The sequence below is a fragment of the Robertmurraya sp. GLU-23 genome, from assembly GCF_052983275.1.
Window position 1 is genome coordinate 258,055 of sequence record NZ_JBRKCV010000001.1, and the last position, 22,539, is coordinate 280,593.

Below are 22,539 nucleotides of genomic sequence, written 5' to 3' on the forward strand. Positions count from 1 at the left end.
ATGGGAGTTGGTAGGATGAAATGGTCAGAACTTTGCATTCATACAACAAATGAGGCAATAGAACCGATCTCAAATATATTGCATGAGGCAGGCGCAAGCGGAGTGGTTATTGAGGATCCATTAGAGCTTGTGAAAGAAAGGGAAGACCAATTCGGTGAAATCTACCAACTCAATCCGAAAGATTATCCGGATGAAGGCGTAATGGTTAAAGCATATTTACCGGTTACAAGCTTCTTGGGAGAAACGGTTGATGCCATAAAAGAATCTATTAACAACTTAAGCATTCATAATATTGATATTGGAAGAAATACAATAACGGTCAGTGAAGTGAATGAAGAGGAATGGGCCACCGCATGGAAGAAGTATTATCATCCAGTGAAAATTTCTGAACGATTTACCATTGTACCTACGTGGGAAGAATATACTCCAGTTTCAAGTGATGAATTAATTATTGAATTGGACCCAGGAATGGCATTCGGTACAGGGACACATCCGACGACAGTAATGTGCATTCAGGCGTTAGAAAGAACGGTTAGAAAAGGTGACCGTGTTGTCGACGTTGGAACGGGAACAGGAGTATTAAGTATTGCGTCAGCTATGTTAGGTGCAAGCTCAGTCCTCGCTCTAGATTTAGACGAAGTGGCTGTTAAATCAGCAAAGATTAATAGCAAGCTCAATAAAACACATGAAGTAGTAACCGTAGCTCAAAATAACTTACTTAACGGTGTGGACCAACAGGCAGAAGTGGTAGTTGCAAATATTTTAGCCGAAGTGATTGTTCGATTTACTGATGATGTAGCGAGAGTTGTTAAAAAAGACGGTTATTTTATTTCTTCAGGTATTATTCTACAGAAAAAAGATGAAGTTAGAGCAGCAATTGAACGCTCTGGGTTTGAAATAATAGAGACGATTCAAATGGAAGATTGGATTGCGATGATTGCAAAGAGGCAATAATGTGAAGGGGGATATACCCCCTTTATATATGAAATAAAGAAGGTGTAGCGTGTGCAACGATATTTTGTTGATCAGACAACGGAAGGACGATTTGTCATAAAGGGTGACGATTTCAGGCACATTGTGAAGGTGATGAGATTAAAGATAAGCGATCAAATCATTTGTACGACTTCCAAAGGAGAAGGGGCTATATGTCGAATTGCAGAAATTACCGATGAACAAGTCGTTGCAGACGTTGTACAATGGGAGTTAGTGTCCTCTGAACTGCCAGTTCGTGTGACGATTGCAAGTGGTCTTCCTAAAGGTGATAAGTTAGAGTGGATCATACAAAAAGGCACTGAATTAGGTGCCTATTCTTTCGTTCCAGTTTCAACTGCTAGATCGGTAGTGAAATGGGACGAAAAGAAGGCAGATAAAAAAGTAGATCGTTGGCAAAGGATTGCAAAGGAAGCAGCAGAGCAGTCGCACCGACGGATCGTGCCAACTGTTGCAACTCCTCTTAATTTAGCAAAGCTTGTTAGTCTTTCAAAAGACTATACGTATAAATTAATTGCTTATGAAGAAGAGGCAAAGCAAGGGGAACGTTCTACTCTCGCTCGTACTCTTCAAGAAATGAACAAAGATGACAGTGTCTTAATTGTATTCGGTCCTGAAGGTGGACTAACGGAAGTAGAAGTTGAGTTGCTTTCTAAAGAGGGGTTCCAGTCATGTGGGCTTGGTCCTAGAATTTTACGTACAGAGACAGCACCCTTATACGTGCTGTCAGCTATTTCTTATCAATTTGAACTATTGAGGTGAACAATATGCCATCAGTTGCATTTCATACATTAGGTTGTAAGGTAAATCATTATGAAACAGAAGCCATTTGGCAGCTATTTCAAGAACAGGGATATGAGAGAGTAGACTATGAATCAACTTCAGATGTTTATGTCATTAATACTTGTACAGTAACAAACACAGGGGATAAAAAGAGTCGCCAAGTAATCAGACGTGCGATCCGTAAAAATCCGGATGCCGTTATTTGTGTAACAGGCTGTTATGCACAAACGTCTCCAGCTGAAATTATGGCAATTCCTGGTGTGGATATTGTTGTTGGAACACAGGACCGTGTGAAGATGCTTGAATATATCGAACGATTTAAAGAAGAAAGACAACCAATTAATGCGGTTGGTAATATTATGAAAAATCGTGTTTACGAGGAATTAGATGTTCCTGCGTTTACGGACCGTACTCGTGCGTCATTAAAGATTCAGGAAGGCTGCAATAACTTCTGTACATTTTGTATCATTCCTTGGGCTCGTGGATTAATGAGGTCTCGTGATCCAAAGGAAGTAATAAAACAAGCACAACAACTAGTTGATGCTGGTTATAAGGAAATCGTATTAACTGGTATTCACACAGGTGGATATGGTGAAGATATGAAGGATTATAATCTTGCTATGTTATTAAAAGATTTAGAAAAAGAAGTGATTGGGCTTGAGAGACTAAGAATCTCTTCCATTGAAGCGAGTCAAATTACCGATGAAGTTATTCAAGTAATGAATGACTCGAATGTTATAGTTAGACATCTTCATATTCCATTGCAGTCTGGTTCTAACACGGTGTTAAAAAGAATGCGCCGTAAGTATACGATGGAGTTCTTTGGTGAGCGCTTAAATCGATTAAAGGAAGCTCTACCCGGTCTTGCAGTCACCTCTGACGTCATCGTTGGTTTCCCTGGTGAAACAGAAGATGAATTTATGGAAACTTATCATTTTATTAAGGAACATAAATTTTCTGAACTGCACGTATTCCCATATTCTAAACGTACGGGTACACCTGCTGCTAGAATGGATGACCAAGTGGATGAAGAAATTAAAAATGAACGTGTGCACCGATTAATATCATTATCTGATCAATTAGCTAAAGAGTATGCTTCAAAATTTGAAGGGGAAGTACTTGAAGTGATTCCTGAAGAACGTTCCAAAAACGGTGAAGGAATGTATGAGGGATATACAGATAATTATTTAAAGGTTATATTTAAAGGGACTGAAGAAATGATTGGACAAATTGTAAAGGTGAAAATTACAAAAGCTGGTTACCCTTACAATGAAGGTCAATTTGTCCGTGTGCTCGATGAGTATGTTAGATCAGCAGAACAAGCAGCGATATAATTTTTGTATTGGAGTGTTTACGATGAAAGAAATCGCGAAAATGATTGATCACACTTTGCTAAAAGCTGAAGCAACAAAAGACCAAATTGAACAATTATGTGCAGAAGCAAAGGAATATCAATTTGCTTCTGTATGTGTGAACCCAACGTGGGTGGCATATGCTAGTGAATTATTAAAGGGAACGGGTGTGGATGTTTGTACGGTCATCGGTTTTCCATTGGGAGCCAATACACCAGAAACAAAGGCATTTGAAACAACGAACGCCATTGAAAATGGTGCAACCGAGGTAGATATGGTTATCAATATCGGTGCTCTAAAAAATGGAGATGACTCTTTGGTAGAAAAAGATATTCAAGCTGTTGTTAACGCTGCAAAAGGTAGAGCTTTAACAAAGGTAATTATTGAAACATCTCTTTTAACAGAAGAGGAAAAGGTTCGTGCATGTCAACTAGCTGTAAGTGCAGGAACTGATTTTGTAAAAACATCTACAGGTTTTGGGGCTGGTGGAGCAACGGTTGCTGATATTGCACTTATGCGCAAGACAGTTGGTCCTACCATTGGTGTGAAGGCCTCAGGTGGAGTAAGAAGCGCGGAAGACGCAAAAAATATGATTGAAGCTGGTGCAACTCGTATTGGAGCTAGCTCAGGCATTGCTATTGTAAAAGGTTTAGTTTCAAATAGTGATTATTAAAAATAAAAACATGCCAATTGGCATGTTTTTATTTTTTACCATGTAATCTCGTAACAAATGTTGCAAAGTGGCTGGCAAATGGAAGGACAAGTAGAGAAGAGATGACGTTAAACAGGACGCTAATATGAGCTAATTGTACATCGGGCTCTTGAGCTAGGCGACCTGCTATGCTTGAAAGATATGCGATGAATGGGAAAAAGGCAATCACCCCGATTACATTTAACCATATATGTGAATATGCACACAGACGAGCCTCTTTTCCTCCGCCGATACTAGCCACATATCCAGTTACACAGGTTCCAATATTAGCTCCAAGCATGACGGCTATACCAGCACCAATCGTAAGTAACTGACTTGACAGGAACCCCATAATAATACCTGTCGTTGCAGAGCTTGAGTGGATAAGAGCTGTAATAATAGCCCCCACACCAACACTAAGTAAGTTGCTTTCATTCATATCAATGATTAATTGTTGAATGATTGGTAGACTAGATAAGGGTTTAGCTAGATATTTGAAGCCACTCATAGCTGAAAAAACCGTTGCCATTCCCAGTAGTATCAAGCCAAATGCATTTGCATTTTTATTTTTCATGAAAATAAGTAAGGCTCCTGAAATAGCCATGGGTACAAGAAAAGAGTCGATTTGGAATGTAATAAATTCAGTTGTAAAGGTTGTTCCAATATTGGTGCCAAGTATAATACCAATAGATTGGCGAAATGTTAACAGTCCAGCAGAAATCAATCCAATCGTCATGACCATGACAGCTGAGCTACTTTGTAGAGCTCCTGTAATGATAATGGATGCTAACAAACCTTTCCATGTACGATCGGTTAATTTTACAAGCCATTTTTTAAGTGAATCTGCGGATAAGTTAAATAGTCCTGTGCGCAAAATGGTCATACCAAAAATAAATAATGCAATAAAGATACAGAATAAAAGTACACTTAACATGCGATTCCCTCCTTTTACATCTTTATTGCAAAGGGATGTGGGACATGCTAAGTATACGTAAGAAAATATGATATTTTAAAGTTTTATTCATAAATGGACGATAGCTAGTCGAATTACAGTTGACCTTGTATCACTGTTATATTATAATTGCAAAGTACATGGAATTTCCATGTTGTTTGTTGTAAGTGTGTTGTGTTCGGAGGGAGGGAAAGAGAATGTCTAAAACCGTTGTTCGTAAAAACGAATCGCTTGAAGATGCTCTTCGTCGCTTCAAACGTACTGTATCTAAGTCAGGTACTATACAAGAAGCTAGAAAGCGCGAATTCTACGAAAAGCCTAGCGTTAAGCGTAAGAAAAAGTCTGAAGCTGCTAGAAAACGTAAGTGGTAAGAGAGGGTGTGTAAATGAGTCTTCTCGAGCGTTTAAATAATGATATGAAGCAAGCGATGAAAAACAAAGAAAAAGATAAACTTTCCGTTATTCGGATGGTCAAAGCTTCGTTGCAAAATGAAGCTATTAAAACTGGCCAGGAATTATCCGGAGACGAAGAGTTAACTGTCCTTTCTCGCGAAGTAAAGCAACGCAAGGATTCCCTCCATGAATTTGAAAAAGCAGGTCGTGATGACCTAGTTGAGAAACTACGTACTGAATTATCGTATATAGTCGAATATATGCCAAAACAGCTAACGGAAGAGGAACTTTCCGATATAGTGAAAGCGGCGATATTAGAAACAGGTGCTTCTACAAAGGCTGAGATGGGAAAAGTGATGGCAGTACTAATGCCTAAAGTAAAAGGCAAGGCTGATGGATCACTTGTTAATAAACTTGTACAACAACACCTTTCATAATAAACATGCTTTAAAGACTGCAGGGTATACTGCAGTCTTTTTACATATACTTTTAATAAAGAAACTAACTATGTTTTGAAACCTTTTGTAGGATCATCCGTATACATACTATGCGTCAAGGGAGGAAGGAGGGAAATGGGTGAAGCTTTGTCGATGGATCATGGTCATTTCTTTTTTTATGGTTGGCTTATTGTCGATCCTTCCGCTTAAAGGAGGAGCACAAGGCGAAGCTGTATATGTAGTGCCTGTGGAAGAAACCGTTGAGAAAGGTCTGTACGCCTTCTTATCGCGAGCTGTAAAAGAGGCTGAAGAAGAAAATGCAAAAGCAATTATTTTTACAATCAATACACCAGGAGGCGCTGTTGATGCGGCAGGGAAAATTGGCCAATTACTGTCGGCGACGAGTATAAAAACCATTGCGTTTGTTGACAATCAAGCGTTATCAGCAGGAGCGTATATTTCGCTTAATATGGATGAGATTTATATGGTGCCAAGTGGAACGATTGGTTCGGCTGCTGTCATTGATCAAGCAGGAAATGCTGCTGATGAAAAAGCGCAATCCTACTGGTTAAGTGCCATGAAAGCGGCGGCAGAACAAAGTGGACGGGATCCCATCTATGCACAAGCAATGGCTGATCGTAATGTAGACTTACCTGAGTATGGGGCACCAACTGGAAAGTTGTTAACATTGACTGCCGATCAGGCGGAGGAAGTGGGATATTCAGAAGGGACTGTTACTAGCTTAGAGGATTTACTTTCAGTACTTGATTTATCTGGCGCCAAGCTTATAGCTGTAGAAGAGAGCTTTGCAGAAAAAATCGCGCGTTTCATCACACATCCTGTTGTTGTTCCTATATTGCTATCGATTGGCAGTCTTGGACTAATTCTTGAGTTATACTCACCAGGATTTGGGATCCCAGGATTTATGGGACTTTCATCGTTGCTACTATTCTTCTACGGACATTTAGTGGCAGGATTAGCTGGCTTTGAAACTTTAATCTTATTTGTCATAGGAATTGGACTCATATTGTTGGAGTTGTTTTTACCTGGCGGAATTGCAGGTATTTTTGGTCTAGCGGCTATTTTAGCAAGTTTGTTTCTAGCCACGGATAATGTTGTTCATATGGGAATCTCGATACTTATTGCATTGAGTGTTTCTGTATTAGCATCGATCTTAATGGTAAAGGTGTTTGGTAAAAAGATGAAATTCTTTAGAAGGATTATTCTAACTGACTCCACAAAAAGCGAAGCCGGTTACGTTTCAAATAAAAATCGTCCGGAGATCGTAGGGAAAGTGGGAATCACACTCACGGCATTACGTCCAGCAGGTACTATTGTTTTAGATGATGAGCGCATTGATGTCGTTAGTGAGGGTAGTTTTATTGGAAAAGATAAGAGAGTAAAGATAGTGAAATCTGAAGGAGCTAGAATTGTTGTCAGAGAGATAAATGAACCATTGTCTAAGGAGGAAGAAGAATGATTTTAGGATCTGGAACAATATTTGTACTTGTTTTAGTTGTATTAGGAATTGTTTTATTATCTGTTTTGCTTACATTTGTACCGGTTATGCTCTGGATTTCAGCCCTTGCTGCAGGCGTTAAAGTAAGCATTTTTACACTGATTGGAATGAGATTACGTCGAGTTATCCCTAGTAGAGTAATCAATCCATTAATTAAGGCACATAAAGCTGGTTTGGATGTTACAACTAATCAGCTAGAAAGCCATTACTTAGCGGGTGGTAATGTAGATAGAGTGGTTAATGCATTGATTGCTGCACATCGTGCGAATATTGAATTGTCTTTCGAACGAGCGGCTGCGATTGATTTAGCGGGTCGTGATGTATTAGAGGCTGTACAGATGAGCGTAAATCCTAAGGTAATTGAAACTCCATTTATCGCTGGGGTTGCTATGGATGGAATTGAGGTAAAAGCAAAAGCGAGAATTACCGTGCGTGCCAATATTGAACGTTTAGTCGGTGGTGCTGGTGAAGAAACGATTGTCGCCCGTGTTGGGGAAGGAATTGTTTCCACAATTGGTTCCTCTGACAATCATAAAAAAGTGTTAGAAAATCCAGATATGATCTCACAAACTGTCTTGTCAAAAGGATTAGACGCGGGTACGGCATTTGAAATTCTGTCGATTGATATTGCGGATGTTGATATCGGAAAGAATATTGGTGCTGAATTACAAACAGAACAAGCGGAAGCAGATAAAAAGATCGCTCAAGCAAAAGCAGAGGAACGCAGAGCGATGGCGGTAGCTCAGGAACAGGAAATGAAAGCACGCGTTGAAGAAATGAGAGCAAAAGTAGTAGAAGCAGAAGCAAAGGTACCACTTGCCATGTCAGAGGCGTTAACTTCTGGGAAAATTGGTGTCATGGATTATTTAAATATCCAAAATATTGCGGCTGACACGAGTATGAGAGATTCTATTGGCAAACCAGACGGAAATACAGATAAAAAATAATACGGTTACTTAACGTAAAGCAAGGAGGTGTCCATCTTTGCAATTTCTATTGGAAAATCCCTTTATCTTAGTTGTATTGATCGGGATTATTTCCTCCTTCTATAAACAGATGAAGGGCACGGGGGAAGACGACCGTCAAAAGGGTAAACAGCCAAAGCCTTTTCTCCCTGGACAAACAACAGAGAAACCAAAACCTTTCATCGACTTTGATTTTGGAGAAATTCAACAAAAGTTTGAACGTCCACGAGGAGAAAAGAAAGAACCTGTAGTAACACAAAGCTTGAGCACCAATCGAGCGCAAGAAGTAAAAAATCCTTATCGAGAACAACAGTCCACTCCAGTCAAGAAGGTGGACCGTCAATCGACGGGTCGATTAAATCAGCAGACGAGAGTGGAACCGGCTGCTAAAACAGATCATGACCTCCGTGTATCTAGCCAGACATTAAGGGATGCGGTTATTTGGTCAGAAATTTTGGGCCCACCTAAAGCAAAACAGGGTTATCATCGAAAAAGAACGAATTCACACTACTAAAACATGGCAGAATTGCTGAAAAAGTAGTGCTAGAACCCCCATTCATTTCATAAATATGAGATGAAAGGGGGTTCTTTTTTTATGGCTAAAAGGTGGGGGCAACGTGTAAGAAACTGGATGACCCAAACAATGGATCTTCCACAAGATGTCATGATGGATTTACCCCGCATTACTATGATTGGTCAAATCCACATCTATATTGAGAACCACCGTGGCTTACTCACTTTCTCAGAGAAAGAACTAAGACTGCTTTTAAAGCAAGGGCAGTTGTTAATAAAGGGCAAGGCATTTGTCATTAAGACGATACTTCCAGAGGAGATTCTACTCGAAGGGAAAATTGAACACGTTATTTATCTTGAAGAATAAGAGTTTTAATTGATTTCGTCTGAAAGGTAAGGAGGCAGAATATGAAGAACCAATGGATTTACTACTATACGGGAATTGTATCTGTAAAGGTGACAGGAAAAGGCCTTGAAAGATTTATTAACACGCTAACAAGAGAGCAGGTTTCAATCTGGAGAGTAAAGCGTCATGGCGTAAACGCCATGAGCTTTGAAATAAAAGTGGAGGATGCCCACAAAATTAGGAAGGTTGTTAGGAACTCAGGCTGTAAAATTGAGTTCCAGCGACGGACAGGCCTTCCTTTTCTGATGAAAAGAGCCATAAAAAATATTGGTTTCTTTATCGGTGCCTTTCTTTTTTTTATTGTCATTACCTTGCTTTCAAACATGGTATGGGGAATCGAAATTAAAGGAGCAGACCCGGCAACAGAATATAAGATTCGTAAAACCCTAGATGAAATAGGAGTGAAAAAGGGTAAATTTCAGTGGTCATTAGGTACCCCAGATGCGATTCAAAAGTCGATTACAGACAGTATGGATGAATTAACATGGATAGGAGTGGAGTTACAGGGGACAACCTACCATCTACAGGTAGTTGAAAAAAACGAACCTGAAAAACAAAAGGAATACGGCCCTCAAAATTTAGTAGCAAAAAAGAAAGCAACGGTTGTTGATTATTTTGTTGAAGAAGGAAAAACCTTGGTTTCGCTCAATGAAGTCGTTTCTCCAGGGGAAATTTTAGTATCAGGGACAATTGGAAGAGAAGGAGAGGAGCAGCTCGTACCGGCAAGGGGAGAAGTTTTAGGTGAAACTTGGTATTGGACAGAGGTTGAACTTCCTTTGTCAACGAACTTTCAAGTGTACACGGGAAATGAAGTAAGAAAACATACAATAACTATAGGTGGATTTAATATTCCTATTTGGGGGTTTGGGAAGGTTGAGTACAAACAATCGGTAACAGAGGAAAATACGAAGCCCATTAAATTCCTAAAATGGAATTTGCCGATTTCTTACCAACAATCCACGATTCGTGAAAGTGAAAATGAGACAAGGGTATATACGGAAAAACAAGCATATACTGTCGCAAGAGAAATGGCTAGAAAAGATATAAAAAGTCTCCTACCTGAAGATGCTAAAATAAAAGGGGAAAAAGTTTTGCGCCAATTGGTCAAGAATGGTAAAGTTAACTTAATTATTCATTTTCAAGTTATTGAAAATATTGCAGAACCTCAACCAATTACTCAAGGAGACTCGGAATGACAGAAGAACTAAAAACGATTAGTGTAAATCTCGAAAATCCAAATGAAGCCATCGCTCTATTAGGTAATGCTGATGCAAATATTAAAATGATTGAGCAGGAATTGGGTGTATCGATTGTAACCAGAGGCGGAACCGTAAGTGTGTCGGGCTCAACTGAAAATGTTGAGACGGTTACAAACATTATCAGTAATTTATTGTATGTTATTAGAAAAGGCATTAATATTAGCGGACGAGATTGTATGTATGCCATTCAAATGTCTAAGAAAGGTACATTAGAGTACTTTAAGGACATATATGAAGAAGAAATTGCGAAAAATGCCAAAGGCAAGTCAATAAGAGTGAAAACTCTCGGTCAGCAGCAGTATTTAACGGCGATGAAGAAGCATGATCTCGTTTTTGGTATTGGTCCAGCAGGTACGGGAAAAACATATTTAGCTGTGGTTATGGCAGTGAATGCCTTGAAAAATGGAAATGTAAAACGAATTATCTTAACAAGACCAGCAGTCGAAGCAGGAGAAAGTCTTGGATTTTTACCAGGGGACTTAAAAGAAAAGGTTGACCCGTATTTACGTCCGCTATATGATGCACTTCATGATATCTTAGGAACAGAGCATACACAGCGTATGATTGAACGAGGAACGATAGAAATTGCTCCTCTAGCCTATATGAGGGGAAGAACCTTAGATGATGCCTTTGTTATTTTAGATGAAGCACAAAACACAACACAGGCACAGATGAAAATGTTCTTAACACGACTTGGTTTCGGCTCTAAAATGGTCATTACCGGTGATCAAACACAAATTGACCTACCAAAAGGTGTAAAATCGGGTTTGATTACGGCAGAGTCCATCCTAACTTCAGTAAAGGGAATTTCCATTATTCATTTAGAACAAAGCGATGTGGTTAGACACCCTCTGGTAGGTCGAATCATTCAAGCGTACGAAAAGCAATCTAATGAGTAAACCGTTCGAGCTGAAATCGAACGGTTTTTTCTTGTTTTTTGAAAAAGATGCATCTTCCCTAAAAAACTGTTATCATTTTACATATGTGGCAGTTATTTTGTTTAATGATAAGAATTGGAGGAGAGTCATAGTGGAAAAGATTCAACAACAGTTGATGAAAATTAGAGGCCTACTGGATCTACGAATATTTCGGGTCTTGTTATTCCTCGTCCTTGGCTTAATCCTTTATGCCTCCATGTTTACCAATGTTAAGCCAGAAAAAATGGATTTACGCTTGTTTTCCATTGCGAATCAAACAGTAAGATCTCCAGTAACGATCTCTGATAAAGAGAGTACTGAAAAAAAGAGAGAAGAAGCTGAAGACAGTGTTCAAGATGTCTATTATATGAAAAAGGAAACAAATGAGAATCGTGTCGATTTAATTACCTCAATCTTCGATGCTGCCTCGGAAGTGAAGAAGGAACTGCAAGACCAAGTAAACGCTTCAACAGGAACTGCTCAGGGACTAGAAGGTGGGAATGCAGGGAGTACTCCCTCAGACAAGGAAGTAGTCGACAAGATGAAGGGCAAGCTAACAGAGGAAGTCACAAGAAGTATTTCCGATTCTGTCTTGCTAGCACTTGTCTCATCCTCCAAGGAAGAGTTATCCGTTGCTAAGGATGTGGCAATAACCGCTATAAATACGGTTATGAACCGAAGAATTCCAGCAGATGAAGTGGAAAATAGTAAGAGGCTTGTAGAAGAAGAACTGAAACTAACTTCCATGAGCAGTCAATTAAAATCAGCTGTAATAGAATTAGGACGATATGCGGTTGTTCAAAATGAATTTTTTGATTTAGAGGCTACTCAGGAGTTAAGAGAACAGGCGAAGGAAAGTGTTGAGCCAGTAAAGATATTACAAGGGCAAATAATTGTTGAGGAGAATCAACTGATTAGTAGAGAAGTCTTCCGTCAGTTAGAGCTTGTCGGCCTCACAGACAATCAGCAATCAACACTGCCTTTTATCGGATTAGCACTTCTTGTTATAGTAATGGTAATTGCTCTGTATTATTACTTCCATGAACTCAAAGTGAGTGGAGATATGAAGCAAAATTACTTGCTTTTGTTTAGCATTATCTTTATTCTTTCAATCGTGATGTTAAAAGGAATTAGTCTCCTTCAACAATTTGAGTTTTCAGATTTAGGTTATTTATTTCCTGCTGCTATGGCAGCCATGTTAATTAAAATTTTGGTGGACGATAGACTCGCGATCTTAACAACCATTATTTTAGCGCTTTGTGGAACCATTTTGTTTAGTGAAAATATTACAAGCTCACTCAATGTAAATATTGGTATCTACATCATTTGTAGTGGTTTAGCGAGCATTATGTTTTTAAGTAAACAAAATCAGCGAATGAAAATTTTACAGGCGGGAATGTTTGTATCTTTAATAAATATCATCATTATTTTTGCTTTGTTATTTATTAACAATGGTCACTATAATGCAAAGGAATATACGTTTTATTTTGGTGGTGCCTTTACATCGGGAATAATTGCCGCGATTCTAACCATCGGACTTCTTCCGTTTTTTGAGGCTGGATTTGGAATCCTTTCGACGATGAGATTGATTGAATTATCAAATCCTAATCATCCGCTTCTTAGAAAAATACTTACGGAGGCACCTGGAACGTATCATCATTCCATTATGGTAGCAAATCTTGCCGAGTCAGCTTGCGAGGCAATCGGTGCAAACGGCTTATTAGCAAGGGTAGGATGTTATTATCACGATATTGGGAAAACAAAGAGACCGCAATTTTTTATTGAAAATCAAATGAATATTGAAAATCCTCATGATCGCTTGCCGCCACAAACTAGCAAAAATATTATTGTGGCACATGCTACAGATGGTGCTGAGCTACTAAAACAATACAAAATGCCTAAAGAAATTGTTGATATTGCTGAGCAACATCATGGAACTACTTTACTCAAGTTCTTTTACCACAAGGCAAAACAAAATGGCAATGAAGTGCGAGAAGAGGATTATCGTTATCCTGGACCAAAAGCTCAAAACAAGGAAATTGCCATCATCGGAATAGCCGATAGTGTGGAGGCAGCCGTTCGGTCTATGCAGCATCCTAATCCTGAGCAAATAGAAAACTTGGTTAAAAGTATTATTGCAGATCGTTTACAGGATGGGCAGCTGAATGAATGTGACTTAACACTCAAGGAAATGGAAATCATCTCAAATACACTATGTGAAACGTTAAAGGGGATCTTCCATTCTCGAATTGAATATCCAGAAATTACGAAACAGAAGGTGAAACAAGCATGAACTTAAGTATCGATTTTTTAGATGAAACAAATGAAATGGGAGAAAACGCGATTGAGCAAATTGAAGACTTATTAAATTTAGCTCAAAAAAAACTTCAAATAACAGACCCTTGTGAGTTATCCGTTACATTTGTTAATAATAACCGTATTCAGGAAATTAACCGTGAATATAGAGGAAAAGATATGCCAACAGATGTAATCTCTTTCGCCTTAGAGGAACTCGGAGAGGGAGAAATTCAAATAAGCGGTGCAAACATGCCAAGAGTACTAGGAGATATCATTATCTCAATTGATAAAGCTCGAGAGCAAGCTACTGATTACGGGCATTCTGTTGAGCGTGAATTAGGATTTTTAGCTGTTCATGGTTTTCTTCATTTATTAGGTTATGATCATGAGACAGAAGCCGAAGAAAAGGAAATGTTTGATCTTCAACGGAGTATATTAGATGAGTACGGGCTCGAACGATAAAAGTAAGTATAAAACGAAACATGTCCTATACTCTTTCCGGCATGCCCTATCCGGGTTTAGTAAGGCAGTAAAAGAGGAGAGGAATATGAAAATTCATCTTTTCTTTACAATTTTAGTTGTCTTACTTGGCTTTTTTCTAGAAGTTTCTAAAGTTGAGTGGTTGTTTCTCCTCATATTAATTGGTGGAGTGATCTCCTTAGAACTAATTAATTCGAGTATAGAAAATCTTGTTGATTTAGTGACAGCGGAATATCATCCACTAGCAAAAAAAGCAAAGGATATGGCTGCGGCGGCAGTTTTTATATATTCCATTGTGAGTATCATTATTGGATTGATTATTTTTATACCAAGGCTATGGTAAAGGGGGACCGAACCTATTTTCGGTTCCATTTTTATTTGAAATCGCATTCAAGAAAGAGTAAAATAGGGAAACAATTGAAGAAATTGATTAATATTTAGAAAATTCAATCTTCTTTATTACAATTTTGCTACAATCGCTGAAATGCAGAACAAAATAGGGTAAAATAGGAGTATGCAGTCTCCTTGAAAGGAAGTATTAATTTGAGCAAGGAAGAAACATTAATTAATGAAGCGAAAATTGCAAGACAAAAAGCCTATGTACCATATTCGAAGTTCCAAGTTGGGGCTGCCCTCTTAACGACTGATGGAAAAGTATATCATGGGTGTAATGTAGAAAATGCTGCTTTTAGCATGACCAATTGTGCGGAGAGAACTGCATTTTTCAGTGCCTATGCTGGGGGAGATCGTCAGTTTGAAATGCTTGCCGTGGTGGCAGATACAGAAGGTCCTGTCTCTCCATGTGGAGCATGTCGTCAAGTTATTTCAGAGTTATGTCCTAAAGACATGAAAGTCATTTTAACAAATTTAAAAGGCGATACACAAGAATTAACCGTCGCAGAATTACTACCAGGAGCATTTTCACCGGAGGATTTAAATGAGTAATAATCAAAAGCAAGAGCACAAATCAGGGTTTATCTCAATCATCGGCCGTCCAAATGTGGGGAAATCAACGTTCCTCAATCGTGTAATCGGACAAAAAATCGCTATTATGAGTGATAAACCACAAACTACAAGAAACAAAGTACAAGGTGTACTAACAACCAATGATGCACAATTAGTATTTATTGATACACCAGGGATTCATAAGCCAAAGCATAAGCTTGGGGACTTTATGATGAAGGTTGCTCAAAACACATTAAAAGAAGTCGATATTGTACTTTTTATGGTGAATGCAGAAGAAGGTTTTGGTCGTGGTGAAGAGTTTATTTTAGATAAATTCCAATCAATTAAAACACCTGTATTCCTCGTGATTAACAAAATTGACCTTGTTCATCCTGACCAACTCATGGAAATTATCGTGTCGTATAAAGAAAAGTATCCTTTTGCTGAAATCATTCCCATCTCTGCACTTGAAGGGAACAACCTAGAGGTATTGCTTGATGTGATTAAGAAATATATACCTGAAGGACCTCAATATTATCCAGCCGACCAAGTAACAGATCATCCAGAAAGATTTATTGTGTCAGAGCTAATACGTGAGAAGGCATTGCATTTAACAAGAGAGGAAATTCCTCATTCATTAGCGGTTGTTATTGAGAAAATGGAACGCCTAGAAGACAAAGATGTTGTACACGTTATGGCAACAATTATTGTAGAACGTGATTCACAAAAAGGAATTGTTATTGGTAAACAAGGTAGCATGTTAAAGGAAGTTGGAAAACGTGCAAGGCAGGATATTGAGAACTTATTGGGAACAAAAGTATTTTTAGAATTATGGGTTAAGGTTCAGAAGGATTGGCGCAACAAAATGTCCCAACTTAGAGATTTTGGGTTCCGTGAGGACGAATATTGATTTACCATTTTTAGATTATTATTCATCTTTCTAGTTTATGCACCTTTTTTATTAACAATATTTTCGACTCATTATTTTTGGTAGACAAGGCTATGATAATGGTAACGATTTGGATTTATTGCTAGTCAACTATTTGAAAGGTGGGGGTTTTTGATGATGGATTTTACCTGGAAAGTTTTTTCGCAAACAGGTAACATTGACACTTATCTGCTCTTTAAGGAGTTAGAGAAGGAGAATCAAGACATACCCGGGAATCAGGATGATGAGCTAGCAGAGGTTGAATTTCCATATCTCTAGGTTTGTCTCGTACTAGGATGGTGTTCTAGATGTTTCAAAAATGCGAAGGCATCGTCATTCGAACAAATCATTATGGTGAAACAAATAAAATAGTCACTCTATTCACACGCGAATGGGGGAAAATTGGGGTGATGGCTCGCGGCGCCAAAAAACCAAACAGCCGTTTAGCTGCCATCACTCAGCTTTTTACATACGGTCAATTCCTAGTGCAGACGAGTAGCGGTCTGGGGAGTTTGCAGCAGGGAGAAATGCTTTCCTCCATGCGCTCAATCAAGGAGGATATTTTCCTAACTGCTTATGCAAGTTACGTCATTGATCTAACAGATAAAAGTACTGACGAAAAAAAGGCAAATCCATTTTTATTTGAGATGCTATATCAAACGCTAAATTATATTAACGAAGGCTATGACCCGGAAATTATTGTTCATATTTTTGAAGTGAAAATGTTGAATACATTAGGGTTGTATCCCGTCCTAAATCAATGTGCCGTTTGTGGAAGTACAGACGGTCATTTTTCATTTTCAATCAGAGAGGGCGGATTTATCTGTCATCGCTGTTTGGAAAAGGATCCATATCACTATAAAATCTCACAATCAACAGTAAAACTACTTCGTTTATTTTATTTTATTGATATGAGTAGGTTAGGAAATATATCTGTGAAGCAAGAAACAAAGGATGAGCTAAAAAAAATTATTAATGCCTATTATGATGAATACTCTGGTTTACATTTAAAAACGAAAAAATTTCTAAATCAGATTAGCCAATTAGGAAGTAAAGATTTTTAAGAGTTGACAACGACCTTTGTTTCAGCTAAGATTCAAATTAAATTTAATATTTGCGTTGAAGGAAAGGAGTACTTAACTTTCTCTACTTATAAGCGATCCTAGGACGGTGAAAGCTAGGAATAGAGTGTTAAGGAAGGGCGTTCCCGAGCAATGACGGAATAAGGTGGCTGACGTTCTTTAAAGTCAGCAAATAGGGTGGAACCGCGGGTAACTCTCGTCCCTATGCTCAAAAGGCATAGGAGACGGGAGTTTTTTGTTTGCCAAAAAACGATCATCTCTTATGCGATAAATTTTGGAGGTGTACGATGAATATTCAAGACATGATTTTAACTTTGCAAAAGCATTGGTCTGATCAAGGATGTATTCTAATGCAAGCTTACGATGTGGAAAAGGGTGCGGGAACTATGAGTCCTTATACGTTCTTACGTGCTATTGGACCTGAACCATGGAATGTGGCGTATGTGGAACCGTCAAGACGACCAGCCGACGGAAGATACGGAGAAAACCCTAATCGCTTGTACCAACATCACCAATTCCAAGTGATTATGAAGCCTTCTCCTGACAATATACAGGAAATTTATCTTGATTCGTTGAAGGCGCTGGGAATTGATCCTCTTCAACACGATATTCGTTTTGTAGAAGATAATTGGGAAAACCCATCGCTTGGTTGTGCAGGACTTGGTTGGGAAGTATGGTTAGATGGTATGGAAATAACGCAATTCACGTATTTCCAACAGGTAGGGGGACTTGAGTGTAAGCCTGTTTCAGTTGAAATAACTTATGGAATCGAGCGCCTTGCTTCGTATATTCAAGAAAAGGAAAATGTATTTGACCTAGAGTGGACCAACGGATTTACCGTTCGTGATATTTTCTTACAGCCTGAATATGAGCACTCAAAATATACTTTTGAAACATCAGATCCTGAAATGCTTTTTAATCTGTTTAACATTTATGAAAAAGAAGCACACCGTCAAATGAACGAAGGGCTTGTTCATCCTGCTTATGACTATGTTTTAAAATGCTCTCATGTATTCAATCTTCTAGATGCGAGAGGCGCTATTTCTGTTACTGAACGTACTGGTTTTATCGGTCGTTGTAGAAACCTAGCAAGAAAGATAGCTAAAACGTTCTATGAAGAGAGAGAAAAGTTAGGATTCCCAATTCTACAGCAAAAGGGGGAAGATACTCATGAATAAGCAAGATTTATTACTTGAAATCGGGCTTGAAGAGATGCCAGCTCGTTTTGTGACAGGGTCAATTGAACAATTAACATCAAAAATAGAGAACTGGCTAAAAGAGAAAAAGATTTCATTTGATTCCATCACTCATTTTTCTACTCCAAGACGTCTAGCGGTCATTGCTTACGGTGTAAGTACTAGCCAAGAGGATGTTGAGGAAGAGGCAAAAGGACCTGCTAAAAAGATAGCAGTTGACCATGAAGGGAATTGGTCGAAAGCAGCTGTAGGATTTACTAGAGGTCAAGGAATGTCGGTTGAGGATATATATTTCAAAGAGATTAATGGGGTCGAGTACGCTCATGTTCGAAAGTTTACAAAAGGGCAAGCGACAAAAGAAATACTTCCGGAGATAGAACATATTATTACCGGACTATCATTCCCTAAAAATATGCGTTGGGCAAATGAAACACTAAAATATATCCGTCCAATCAAATGGTTACTTGCTATATATGGAACAGAGATTATCCCATTTACCATCACGAATGTATCGACAAGCAACCTTACAAACGGGCATCGTTTCTTAGGGAAAGAAGTGAAAATCGGTACTCCAGAAGAGTATGTAACTAAGCTTTTAGGTGAATTTGTTATTGCAAATGCAGAAGAAAGAAAGGACGCAATCCTGTTACAAATTTCTAAGTTAGAAGAAGAGCAAGGCTGGGCGATTCCTGTCGATGAGGAATTATTAGAGGAAGTAACGAATCTAGTTGAATATCCAACCGCTTTATTTGGAAGATTTGAGGAAGAATTTCTAGAGCTACCCGAAGAAGTTCTTATCACATCTATGAAAGAGCATCAGCGATATTTCCCTGTTAAGAAAAAGGACGGAACACTTTTGCCATTCTTTGTTACAGTAAGAAATGGAGATCATATGCATCTTGAGACAGTAGCAAAGGGAAATGAGAAGGTTCTTAGAGCGAGACTATCAGATGCAGCCTTTTTCTATAGAGAAGATCAAAAAATGCATATTTCCGACGCTCTCGCTAAGCTTGCCTCCATTGTATATCATGAGGAAATTGGTACCCTTTCTGAGAAGGTTGCACGAGTTCGTTCACTAACCAATCAGTTAGCAGAGTTATTAACCTTTAATGAGGATGATAAAAAGACAGCGGATCGTGCGGCTGAAATCAGTAAGTTTGATTTAGTCACTCATATGGTATATGAATTCCCAGAACTTCAAGGTTTCATGGGTGAGAAGTATGCTAGACAAAAGGGTGAATCTGAAGATGTTGCTGTTGCCATTAATGAACACTACATGCCAAGAAACGCGGAAGACTCTACGCCAAAATCAAATAGTGGGGCACTTCTTGCCTTAGCAGAGAAATTAGATACGATTGTCTCATTTTTTGCAATTGGCAATATCCCAAGCGGCTCACAGGATCCGTACGCATTAAGAAGACAAGCGTCTGGAATTGTTCAAATCTTAATCAATAAAGAATGGAATGTCTCACTAACTGATCTTCTACGTCTCTCTATCCTTTCCATTAAGGAAAAGGGAATTGGAGAAAAAGGTGAAGAGGAGTTACTACTTGAGCTTGTAACTTTCTTCAAGCTTCGCTTAAAGCATTATTTACAAGAACAAAGTATTCGCTATGATATCATTGATGCTGTATTAGAAAAGAATATTACAGCTTTACCTACACTTGTTAAAAAGGCTTTTGTTTTACAAACGAAAAAAGATGCTAGTGGTTTTAAAGAGACGGTTGAAGCTCTTAGCCGTGTGCTTACCATCTCGAACAAAGCGGTGGAACATGCGGAAATCAATGAATCCCTGTTTGAAAACCAGTACGAGACGGCACTATATAATCAATATCGTGGTGTAAAATCTGCATTAGCATCAAGTGAAGCTAGTGAGGAAGAGTTTTTCGACAAACTTGCATCTTTACAAGAAGCAATCAACGACTTCTTTGACCATACAATGGTCATGGCAGAGAATCAAGCGTTGAAAAACAACCGTTTAGCATTAATGTCACAGTTGGCAGAATTGATTATTAGCTTTGCAAACGTAAAGGAAATTGTAACAAAATAATCTTTTTTAAAGAGGGCCTTCTAAATGGTGAAGGCTCTTTTTATCCTTATGTCTTTTCATTTAAGAGAGATAGTATATAATAATTTTATATAAGTATGACATACATATGAGCCTAAAGGGCAAATAGGTGGTGAGTACAATCGAGCTAAATAAACGGCAAGAGCATATTTTACAAATTGTAAAGGAAAATGGGCCGATAACGGGAGAGCATATTGCAGAACGACTCAATTTAACGAGAGCTACACTTCGACCAGATCTAGCTATATTAACCATGGCTGGATATTTGGATGCACGGCCGCGGGTAGGTTATTTTTACACAGGGAAATCAGGCACTCAATTATTAACTGAGAACTTAAAGAAACTCTTTGTGAAGGATTATCAGTCTATTCCTGTAGTTGTGAACGAAAACGTTTCTGTTTACGATGCGATCTGTACTATGTTTCTCGAAGATGTTGGGACATTATTTGTTGTCGATCAATCTTCCTTGCTCACAGGCGTATTGTCGAGGAAAGATCTGTTAAGAGCAAGTATTGGAAAGCAGGAACTAACCACATTACCGGTGCATATCATCATGACAAGAATGCCTAATGTAACGATGTGCGGAAAAGACGATCTTCTCATTGATGTGGCGCATAAATTAATTGATAAGCAGATTGATGCATTGCCTGTGGTTAGAGAATCGGAAAGAGGTTTCGAAGTACTTGGCAGAATCACTAAAACAAATTTAACAAAGGCGTTTGTTGCCTTAGCAGAAGGAAATTAACGACCGAAAACGGAATTACTCGATTCGCATAATATTATTACAAATGATGTAGGAGATGAGGAAGTATGGGGAAAATGCCAATCGTCTACGTGGTATCTGATTCTGTAGGAGAAACTGCAGAGCTCGTGACAAAAGCAGCGATAAGCCAATTTGATGGACAAGAAGTCACAATCAAAAGGTTTCCATATGTAGAGGATAAATCCAATATTGACGAAGTGATTTCACTTGTGAAATTAGACGGTGGGATGGTTGCCTATACACTTGTTAAGCCAGATATGCGCGAGTATATGAGGGATACAGCGAAGGCAGAAGGAATATATGCTTGTGATATTATAGGTCCTTTGATTGACCAAATTCAAGATATTTGTGGCAAACAACCATTATTTGAACCGGGTTTGGTTAGGAAGCTCGATGAGGATTATTTTAAAAAGGTGGAAGCAATTGAATTTGCCGTTAAGTATGATGATGGTCGAGACCCGAGGGGGATTTTAAAGGCAGATATCGTCTTAGTGGGTGTTTCAAGAACCTCAAAAACCCCATTGTCACAGTACCTGGCTCATAAACGTATTAAAGTGGCGAATGTTCCACTTGTTCCAGAGGTTGATCCTCCAGAGGAATTGTTTAAAGTACCTTCAGAGAAATGTTTCGGATTAAAAATAAGTCCAGAAAAACTAAATAATATTAGGCGTGAAAGACTTCTTTCTTTAGGTTTAAATGACAGAGCAAGCTACGCGAATATCGAACGGATTAAAGAAGAAATTGAGTATTTTGATAAAATTGTCTCAAGAATTGGATGTCATGTGATCGATGTAACCAACAAAGCTGTTGAAGAAACAGCTAATGTCATTTTAAACCGTTACTTAAAAAGAGGATAAAAAAAAGAAATAGCGCATAAAATGATGTGCTATTTCTTTTTATTGTTTGGAAAGGTATCACAAAAAGTGATGGAAAAATAGACTTTTATATACTATAATAAAAAATTGTGATAAAAATGTATCAGATTAGGTTTAGACTTCACTATGAACGAATAAACTATTTATTGTCAGAAGTCAAGATTCTCGTCCGAAAAAAATTCGACAAACGCTTTTCCACTAAGTTATTCCTCGAAATAAGAAGGAATATATGGAGTGATGTAGAATTAATAGTACATTAGGTTTACCAAAGGTTCTAGTTGATGCAGATTCCTGTCCAGTGAAGCAGGAAATTGTCGAAATTGCGTCGAATTTTTCATTGGAAGTAATTTTTGTTGCATCTTATAATCATATGAGTACCACAGAAGCTGCAGGAACATGGAAATATGTCGATACGGGTAAGGAGGAAGTTGACTTATATATCATGAACCATGTGAATAAAGGAGACTTTGTAGTCACCCAAGACATCGGGTTAGCTTCTACACTCGTGAATAAAGGTGTTTATGTACTTTCTCCAAGGGGAAATGTATACGAAGAGAAAGATATTAATCTTGCTCTTGATATGAGGTATCTTGCCGCGAAAGCTAGGCGACAAGGGGTACACTCGAAAGGACCCAAACGTTTTGGTCAAAATGACCGAGATGATTTTGCGAAAAATTTTTATAGCATTTTGTCGAAATTTGCAGGAAATCTATAATTTATCGCGAATT

General features: G+C 38.4%; 25 protein-coding genes and 1 other annotated feature. Of the genes, 24 read left to right on the forward strand and 1 reads right to left on the reverse strand.

Annotated features, from left to right (window positions below):
* Positions 1-15 precede the first annotated feature (15 nt).
* The 4 genes from prmA to deoC are packed head-to-tail and all read left to right on the forward strand — an operon-like array spanning position 16 to position 3,798.
* Positions 16-954 (forward strand): 50S ribosomal protein L11 methyltransferase, encoded by a 939-nt coding sequence (gene prmA, locus ACVBAX_RS01265; protein ID WP_430774817.1) that lies wholly within the window; start codon positions 16-18, stop codon positions 952-954.
* A 51-nt stretch (positions 955-1,005) separates the two neighbouring features.
* Entirely contained in the window at positions 1,006-1,752 is a 747-nt protein-coding gene (locus ACVBAX_RS01270; protein WP_447115583.1) for a 16S rRNA (uracil(1498)-N(3))-methyltransferase, read from the forward strand.
* Positions 1,753-1,757: 5 nt separating this feature from the next.
* Positions 1,758-3,107, forward strand: coding sequence for a tRNA (N(6)-L-threonylcarbamoyladenosine(37)-C(2))-methylthiotransferase MtaB (gene mtaB, locus ACVBAX_RS01275; RefSeq protein WP_430774819.1), 1,350 nt, complete (start codon positions 1,758-1,760; stop codon positions 3,105-3,107).
* Positions 3,108-3,129: 22 nt separating this feature from the next.
* Positions 3,130-3,798 (forward strand): deoxyribose-phosphate aldolase, encoded by a 669-nt coding sequence (gene deoC / locus ACVBAX_RS01280; protein WP_447115584.1) that lies wholly within the window; start codon positions 3,130-3,132, stop codon positions 3,796-3,798.
* Between the two features lie 28 nt (positions 3,799-3,826).
* Here deoC and ACVBAX_RS01285 read toward each other — a convergent pair whose 3' ends face one another.
* Entirely contained in the window at positions 3,827-4,750 is a 924-nt protein-coding gene (locus ACVBAX_RS01285; protein ID WP_447115585.1) for a Na/Pi symporter, read from the reverse strand.
* Positions 4,751-4,965: 215 nt separating this feature from the next.
* Here ACVBAX_RS01285 and rpsU point away from each other — a divergent pair, with 215 nt between their 5' ends.
* The 20 genes from rpsU (at position 4,966) to ACVBAX_RS01385 (ending at position 22,526) form a co-directional block, all read left to right on the forward strand.
* Complete coding sequence (gene rpsU, locus ACVBAX_RS01290; RefSeq protein WP_019154564.1) at positions 4,966-5,139, forward strand: 30S ribosomal protein S21; 174 nt, start codon at positions 4,966-4,968, stop codon at positions 5,137-5,139.
* 14 nt (positions 5,140-5,153) lie between these two features.
* On the forward strand, positions 5,154-5,597 hold the full coding sequence (locus tag ACVBAX_RS01295) for a GatB/YqeY domain-containing protein (protein ID WP_430774822.1): 444 nt from the start codon (positions 5,154-5,156) through the stop codon (positions 5,595-5,597).
* A gap of 178 nt (positions 5,598-5,775) precedes the next feature.
* On the forward strand, positions 5,776-7,077 hold the full coding sequence (locus ACVBAX_RS01300) for an NfeD family protein (RefSeq protein WP_447116010.1): 1,302 nt from the start codon (positions 5,776-5,778) through the stop codon (positions 7,075-7,077).
* Positions 7,074-8,063, forward strand: a complete 990-nt coding sequence (gene floA / locus ACVBAX_RS01305) for a flotillin-like protein FloA (RefSeq protein WP_430774823.1) — start codon at positions 7,074-7,076, stop codon at positions 8,061-8,063. Before ACVBAX_RS01300 ends, floA begins: the two co-directional genes overlap by 4 nt.
* Before the next feature lie 37 nt (positions 8,064-8,100).
* Entirely contained in the window at positions 8,101-8,595 is a 495-nt protein-coding gene (locus tag ACVBAX_RS01310) for a hypothetical protein (protein WP_447115586.1), read from the forward strand.
* An 81-nt stretch (positions 8,596-8,676) separates the two neighbouring features.
* Positions 8,677-8,961, forward strand: coding sequence for a sporulation protein YqfC (gene yqfC, locus ACVBAX_RS01315; protein ID WP_119709176.1), 285 nt, complete (start codon positions 8,677-8,679; stop codon positions 8,959-8,961).
* A gap of 41 nt (positions 8,962-9,002) precedes the next feature.
* Entirely contained in the window at positions 9,003-10,196 is a 1,194-nt protein-coding gene (gene yqfD / locus ACVBAX_RS01320; protein ID WP_447115587.1) for a sporulation protein YqfD, read from the forward strand.
* Positions 10,193-11,158, forward strand: coding sequence for a PhoH family protein (locus ACVBAX_RS01325; RefSeq protein WP_447115588.1), 966 nt, complete (start codon positions 10,193-10,195; stop codon positions 11,156-11,158). Before yqfD ends, ACVBAX_RS01325 begins: the two co-directional genes overlap by 4 nt.
* A 130-nt stretch (positions 11,159-11,288) precedes the next feature.
* Positions 11,289-13,469 carry an HD family phosphohydrolase gene (locus tag ACVBAX_RS01330; protein ID WP_447115589.1) on the forward strand — a complete coding sequence of 727 codons (2,181 nt, stop codon included), beginning with the start codon at positions 11,289-11,291 and terminating at the stop codon, positions 13,467-13,469.
* Positions 13,466-13,936, forward strand: a complete 471-nt coding sequence (ybeY, locus tag ACVBAX_RS01335) for an rRNA maturation RNase YbeY (RefSeq protein ID WP_447115590.1) — start codon at positions 13,466-13,468, stop codon at positions 13,934-13,936. The genes ACVBAX_RS01330 and ybeY overlap by 4 nt, the downstream gene beginning before the upstream one ends.
* Positions 13,914-14,297: a diacylglycerol kinase family protein gene (locus tag ACVBAX_RS01340; RefSeq protein WP_447115591.1), complete on the forward strand. Its 384-nt coding sequence runs from the start codon at positions 13,914-13,916 to the stop codon at positions 14,295-14,297. The genes ybeY and ACVBAX_RS01340 overlap by 23 nt, the downstream gene beginning before the upstream one ends.
* A 200-nt stretch (positions 14,298-14,497) precedes the next feature.
* A complete protein-coding gene (locus ACVBAX_RS01345) occupies positions 14,498-14,899 on the forward strand; it encodes a cytidine deaminase (RefSeq protein WP_447115592.1) in 402 nt (133 codons plus the stop codon).
* Positions 14,892-15,809 carry a GTPase Era gene (gene era / locus ACVBAX_RS01350; protein ID WP_430774831.1) on the forward strand — a complete coding sequence of 306 codons (918 nt, stop codon included), beginning with the start codon at positions 14,892-14,894 and terminating at the stop codon, positions 15,807-15,809. The genes ACVBAX_RS01345 and era overlap by 8 nt, the downstream gene beginning before the upstream one ends.
* A 153-nt stretch (positions 15,810-15,962) precedes the next feature.
* Positions 15,963-16,106, forward strand: coding sequence for a YqzL family protein (locus ACVBAX_RS01355; RefSeq protein ID WP_119709169.1), 144 nt, complete (start codon positions 15,963-15,965; stop codon positions 16,104-16,106).
* 29 nt (positions 16,107-16,135) lie between these two features.
* A complete protein-coding gene (recO, locus tag ACVBAX_RS01360; RefSeq protein ID WP_447115593.1) occupies positions 16,136-16,891 on the forward strand; it encodes a DNA repair protein RecO in 756 nt (251 codons plus the stop codon).
* Between the two features lie 46 nt (positions 16,892-16,937).
* Positions 16,938-17,116: a binding site (T-box leader), on the forward strand.
* An 80-nt stretch (positions 17,117-17,196) separates the two neighbouring features.
* Complete coding sequence (glyQ, locus tag ACVBAX_RS01365) at positions 17,197-18,087, forward strand: glycine--tRNA ligase subunit alpha (RefSeq protein ID WP_430774833.1); 891 nt, start codon at positions 17,197-17,199, stop codon at positions 18,085-18,087.
* Positions 18,080-20,155: a glycine--tRNA ligase subunit beta gene (gene glyS / locus ACVBAX_RS01370; protein WP_447115594.1), complete on the forward strand. Its 2,076-nt coding sequence runs from the start codon at positions 18,080-18,082 to the stop codon at positions 20,153-20,155. The genes glyQ and glyS overlap by 8 nt, the downstream gene beginning before the upstream one ends.
* Before the next feature lie 130 nt (positions 20,156-20,285).
* The gene (locus ACVBAX_RS01375) at positions 20,286-20,918 is read left to right on the forward strand and encodes a helix-turn-helix transcriptional regulator (protein WP_430774835.1); all 633 of its coding nucleotides are present in this window, start codon (positions 20,286-20,288) and stop codon (positions 20,916-20,918) included.
* Between the two features lie 65 nt (positions 20,919-20,983).
* Positions 20,984-21,793 (forward strand): pyruvate, water dikinase regulatory protein, encoded by an 810-nt coding sequence (locus tag ACVBAX_RS01380; protein WP_119709164.1) that lies wholly within the window; start codon positions 20,984-20,986, stop codon positions 21,791-21,793.
* 262 nt (positions 21,794-22,055) lie between these two features.
* On the forward strand, positions 22,056-22,526 hold the full coding sequence (locus ACVBAX_RS01385) for a YaiI/YqxD family protein (RefSeq protein WP_447116011.1): 471 nt from the start codon (positions 22,056-22,058) through the stop codon (positions 22,524-22,526).
* Positions 22,527-22,539: the final 13 nt, after the last annotated feature.

Coding starts and splice junctions, on each gene's coding strand:
- ACVBAX_RS01380 (WP_119709164.1), top strand. CDS start 20,984: ATGGGGAAAATGCCAATCGTCTACGTGGTATCTGATTCTGTAGGAGAA.
- ACVBAX_RS01340 (WP_447115591.1), top strand. CDS start 13,914: ATGAGTACGGGCTCGAACGATAAAAGTAAGTATAAAACGAAACATGTC.
- mtaB (WP_430774819.1), top strand. CDS start 1,758: ATGCCATCAGTTGCATTTCATACATTAGGTTGTAAGGTAAATCATTAT.
- prmA (WP_430774817.1), top strand. CDS start 16: ATGAAATGGTCAGAACTTTGCATTCATACAACAAATGAGGCAATAGAA.
- floA (WP_430774823.1), top strand. CDS start 7,074: ATGATTTTAGGATCTGGAACAATATTTGTACTTGTTTTAGTTGTATTA.
- glyS (WP_447115594.1), top strand. CDS start 18,080: ATGAATAAGCAAGATTTATTACTTGAAATCGGGCTTGAAGAGATGCCA.
- ACVBAX_RS01285 (WP_447115585.1), bottom strand. CDS start 4,750: ATGTTAAGTGTACTTTTATTCTGTATCTTTATTGCATTATTTATTTTT.
- ybeY (WP_447115590.1), top strand. CDS start 13,466: ATGAACTTAAGTATCGATTTTTTAGATGAAACAAATGAAATGGGAGAA.
- ACVBAX_RS01300 (WP_447116010.1), top strand. CDS start 5,776: ATGGTTGGCTTATTGTCGATCCTTCCGCTTAAAGGAGGAGCACAAGGC.
- deoC (WP_447115584.1), top strand. CDS start 3,130: ATGAAAGAAATCGCGAAAATGATTGATCACACTTTGCTAAAAGCTGAA.
- ACVBAX_RS01355 (WP_119709169.1), top strand. CDS start 15,963: ATGATGGATTTTACCTGGAAAGTTTTTTCGCAAACAGGTAACATTGAC.
- era (WP_430774831.1), top strand. CDS start 14,892: ATGAGTAATAATCAAAAGCAAGAGCACAAATCAGGGTTTATCTCAATC.
- yqfC (WP_119709176.1), top strand. CDS start 8,677: ATGGCTAAAAGGTGGGGGCAACGTGTAAGAAACTGGATGACCCAAACA.
- rpsU (WP_019154564.1), top strand. CDS start 4,966: ATGTCTAAAACCGTTGTTCGTAAAAACGAATCGCTTGAAGATGCTCTT.
- ACVBAX_RS01325 (WP_447115588.1), top strand. CDS start 10,193: ATGACAGAAGAACTAAAAACGATTAGTGTAAATCTCGAAAATCCAAAT.
- recO (WP_447115593.1), top strand. CDS start 16,136: ATGTTTCAAAAATGCGAAGGCATCGTCATTCGAACAAATCATTATGGT.
- yqfD (WP_447115587.1), top strand. CDS start 9,003: ATGAAGAACCAATGGATTTACTACTATACGGGAATTGTATCTGTAAAG.
- glyQ (WP_430774833.1), top strand. CDS start 17,197: ATGAATATTCAAGACATGATTTTAACTTTGCAAAAGCATTGGTCTGAT.
- ACVBAX_RS01295 (WP_430774822.1), top strand. CDS start 5,154: ATGAGTCTTCTCGAGCGTTTAAATAATGATATGAAGCAAGCGATGAAA.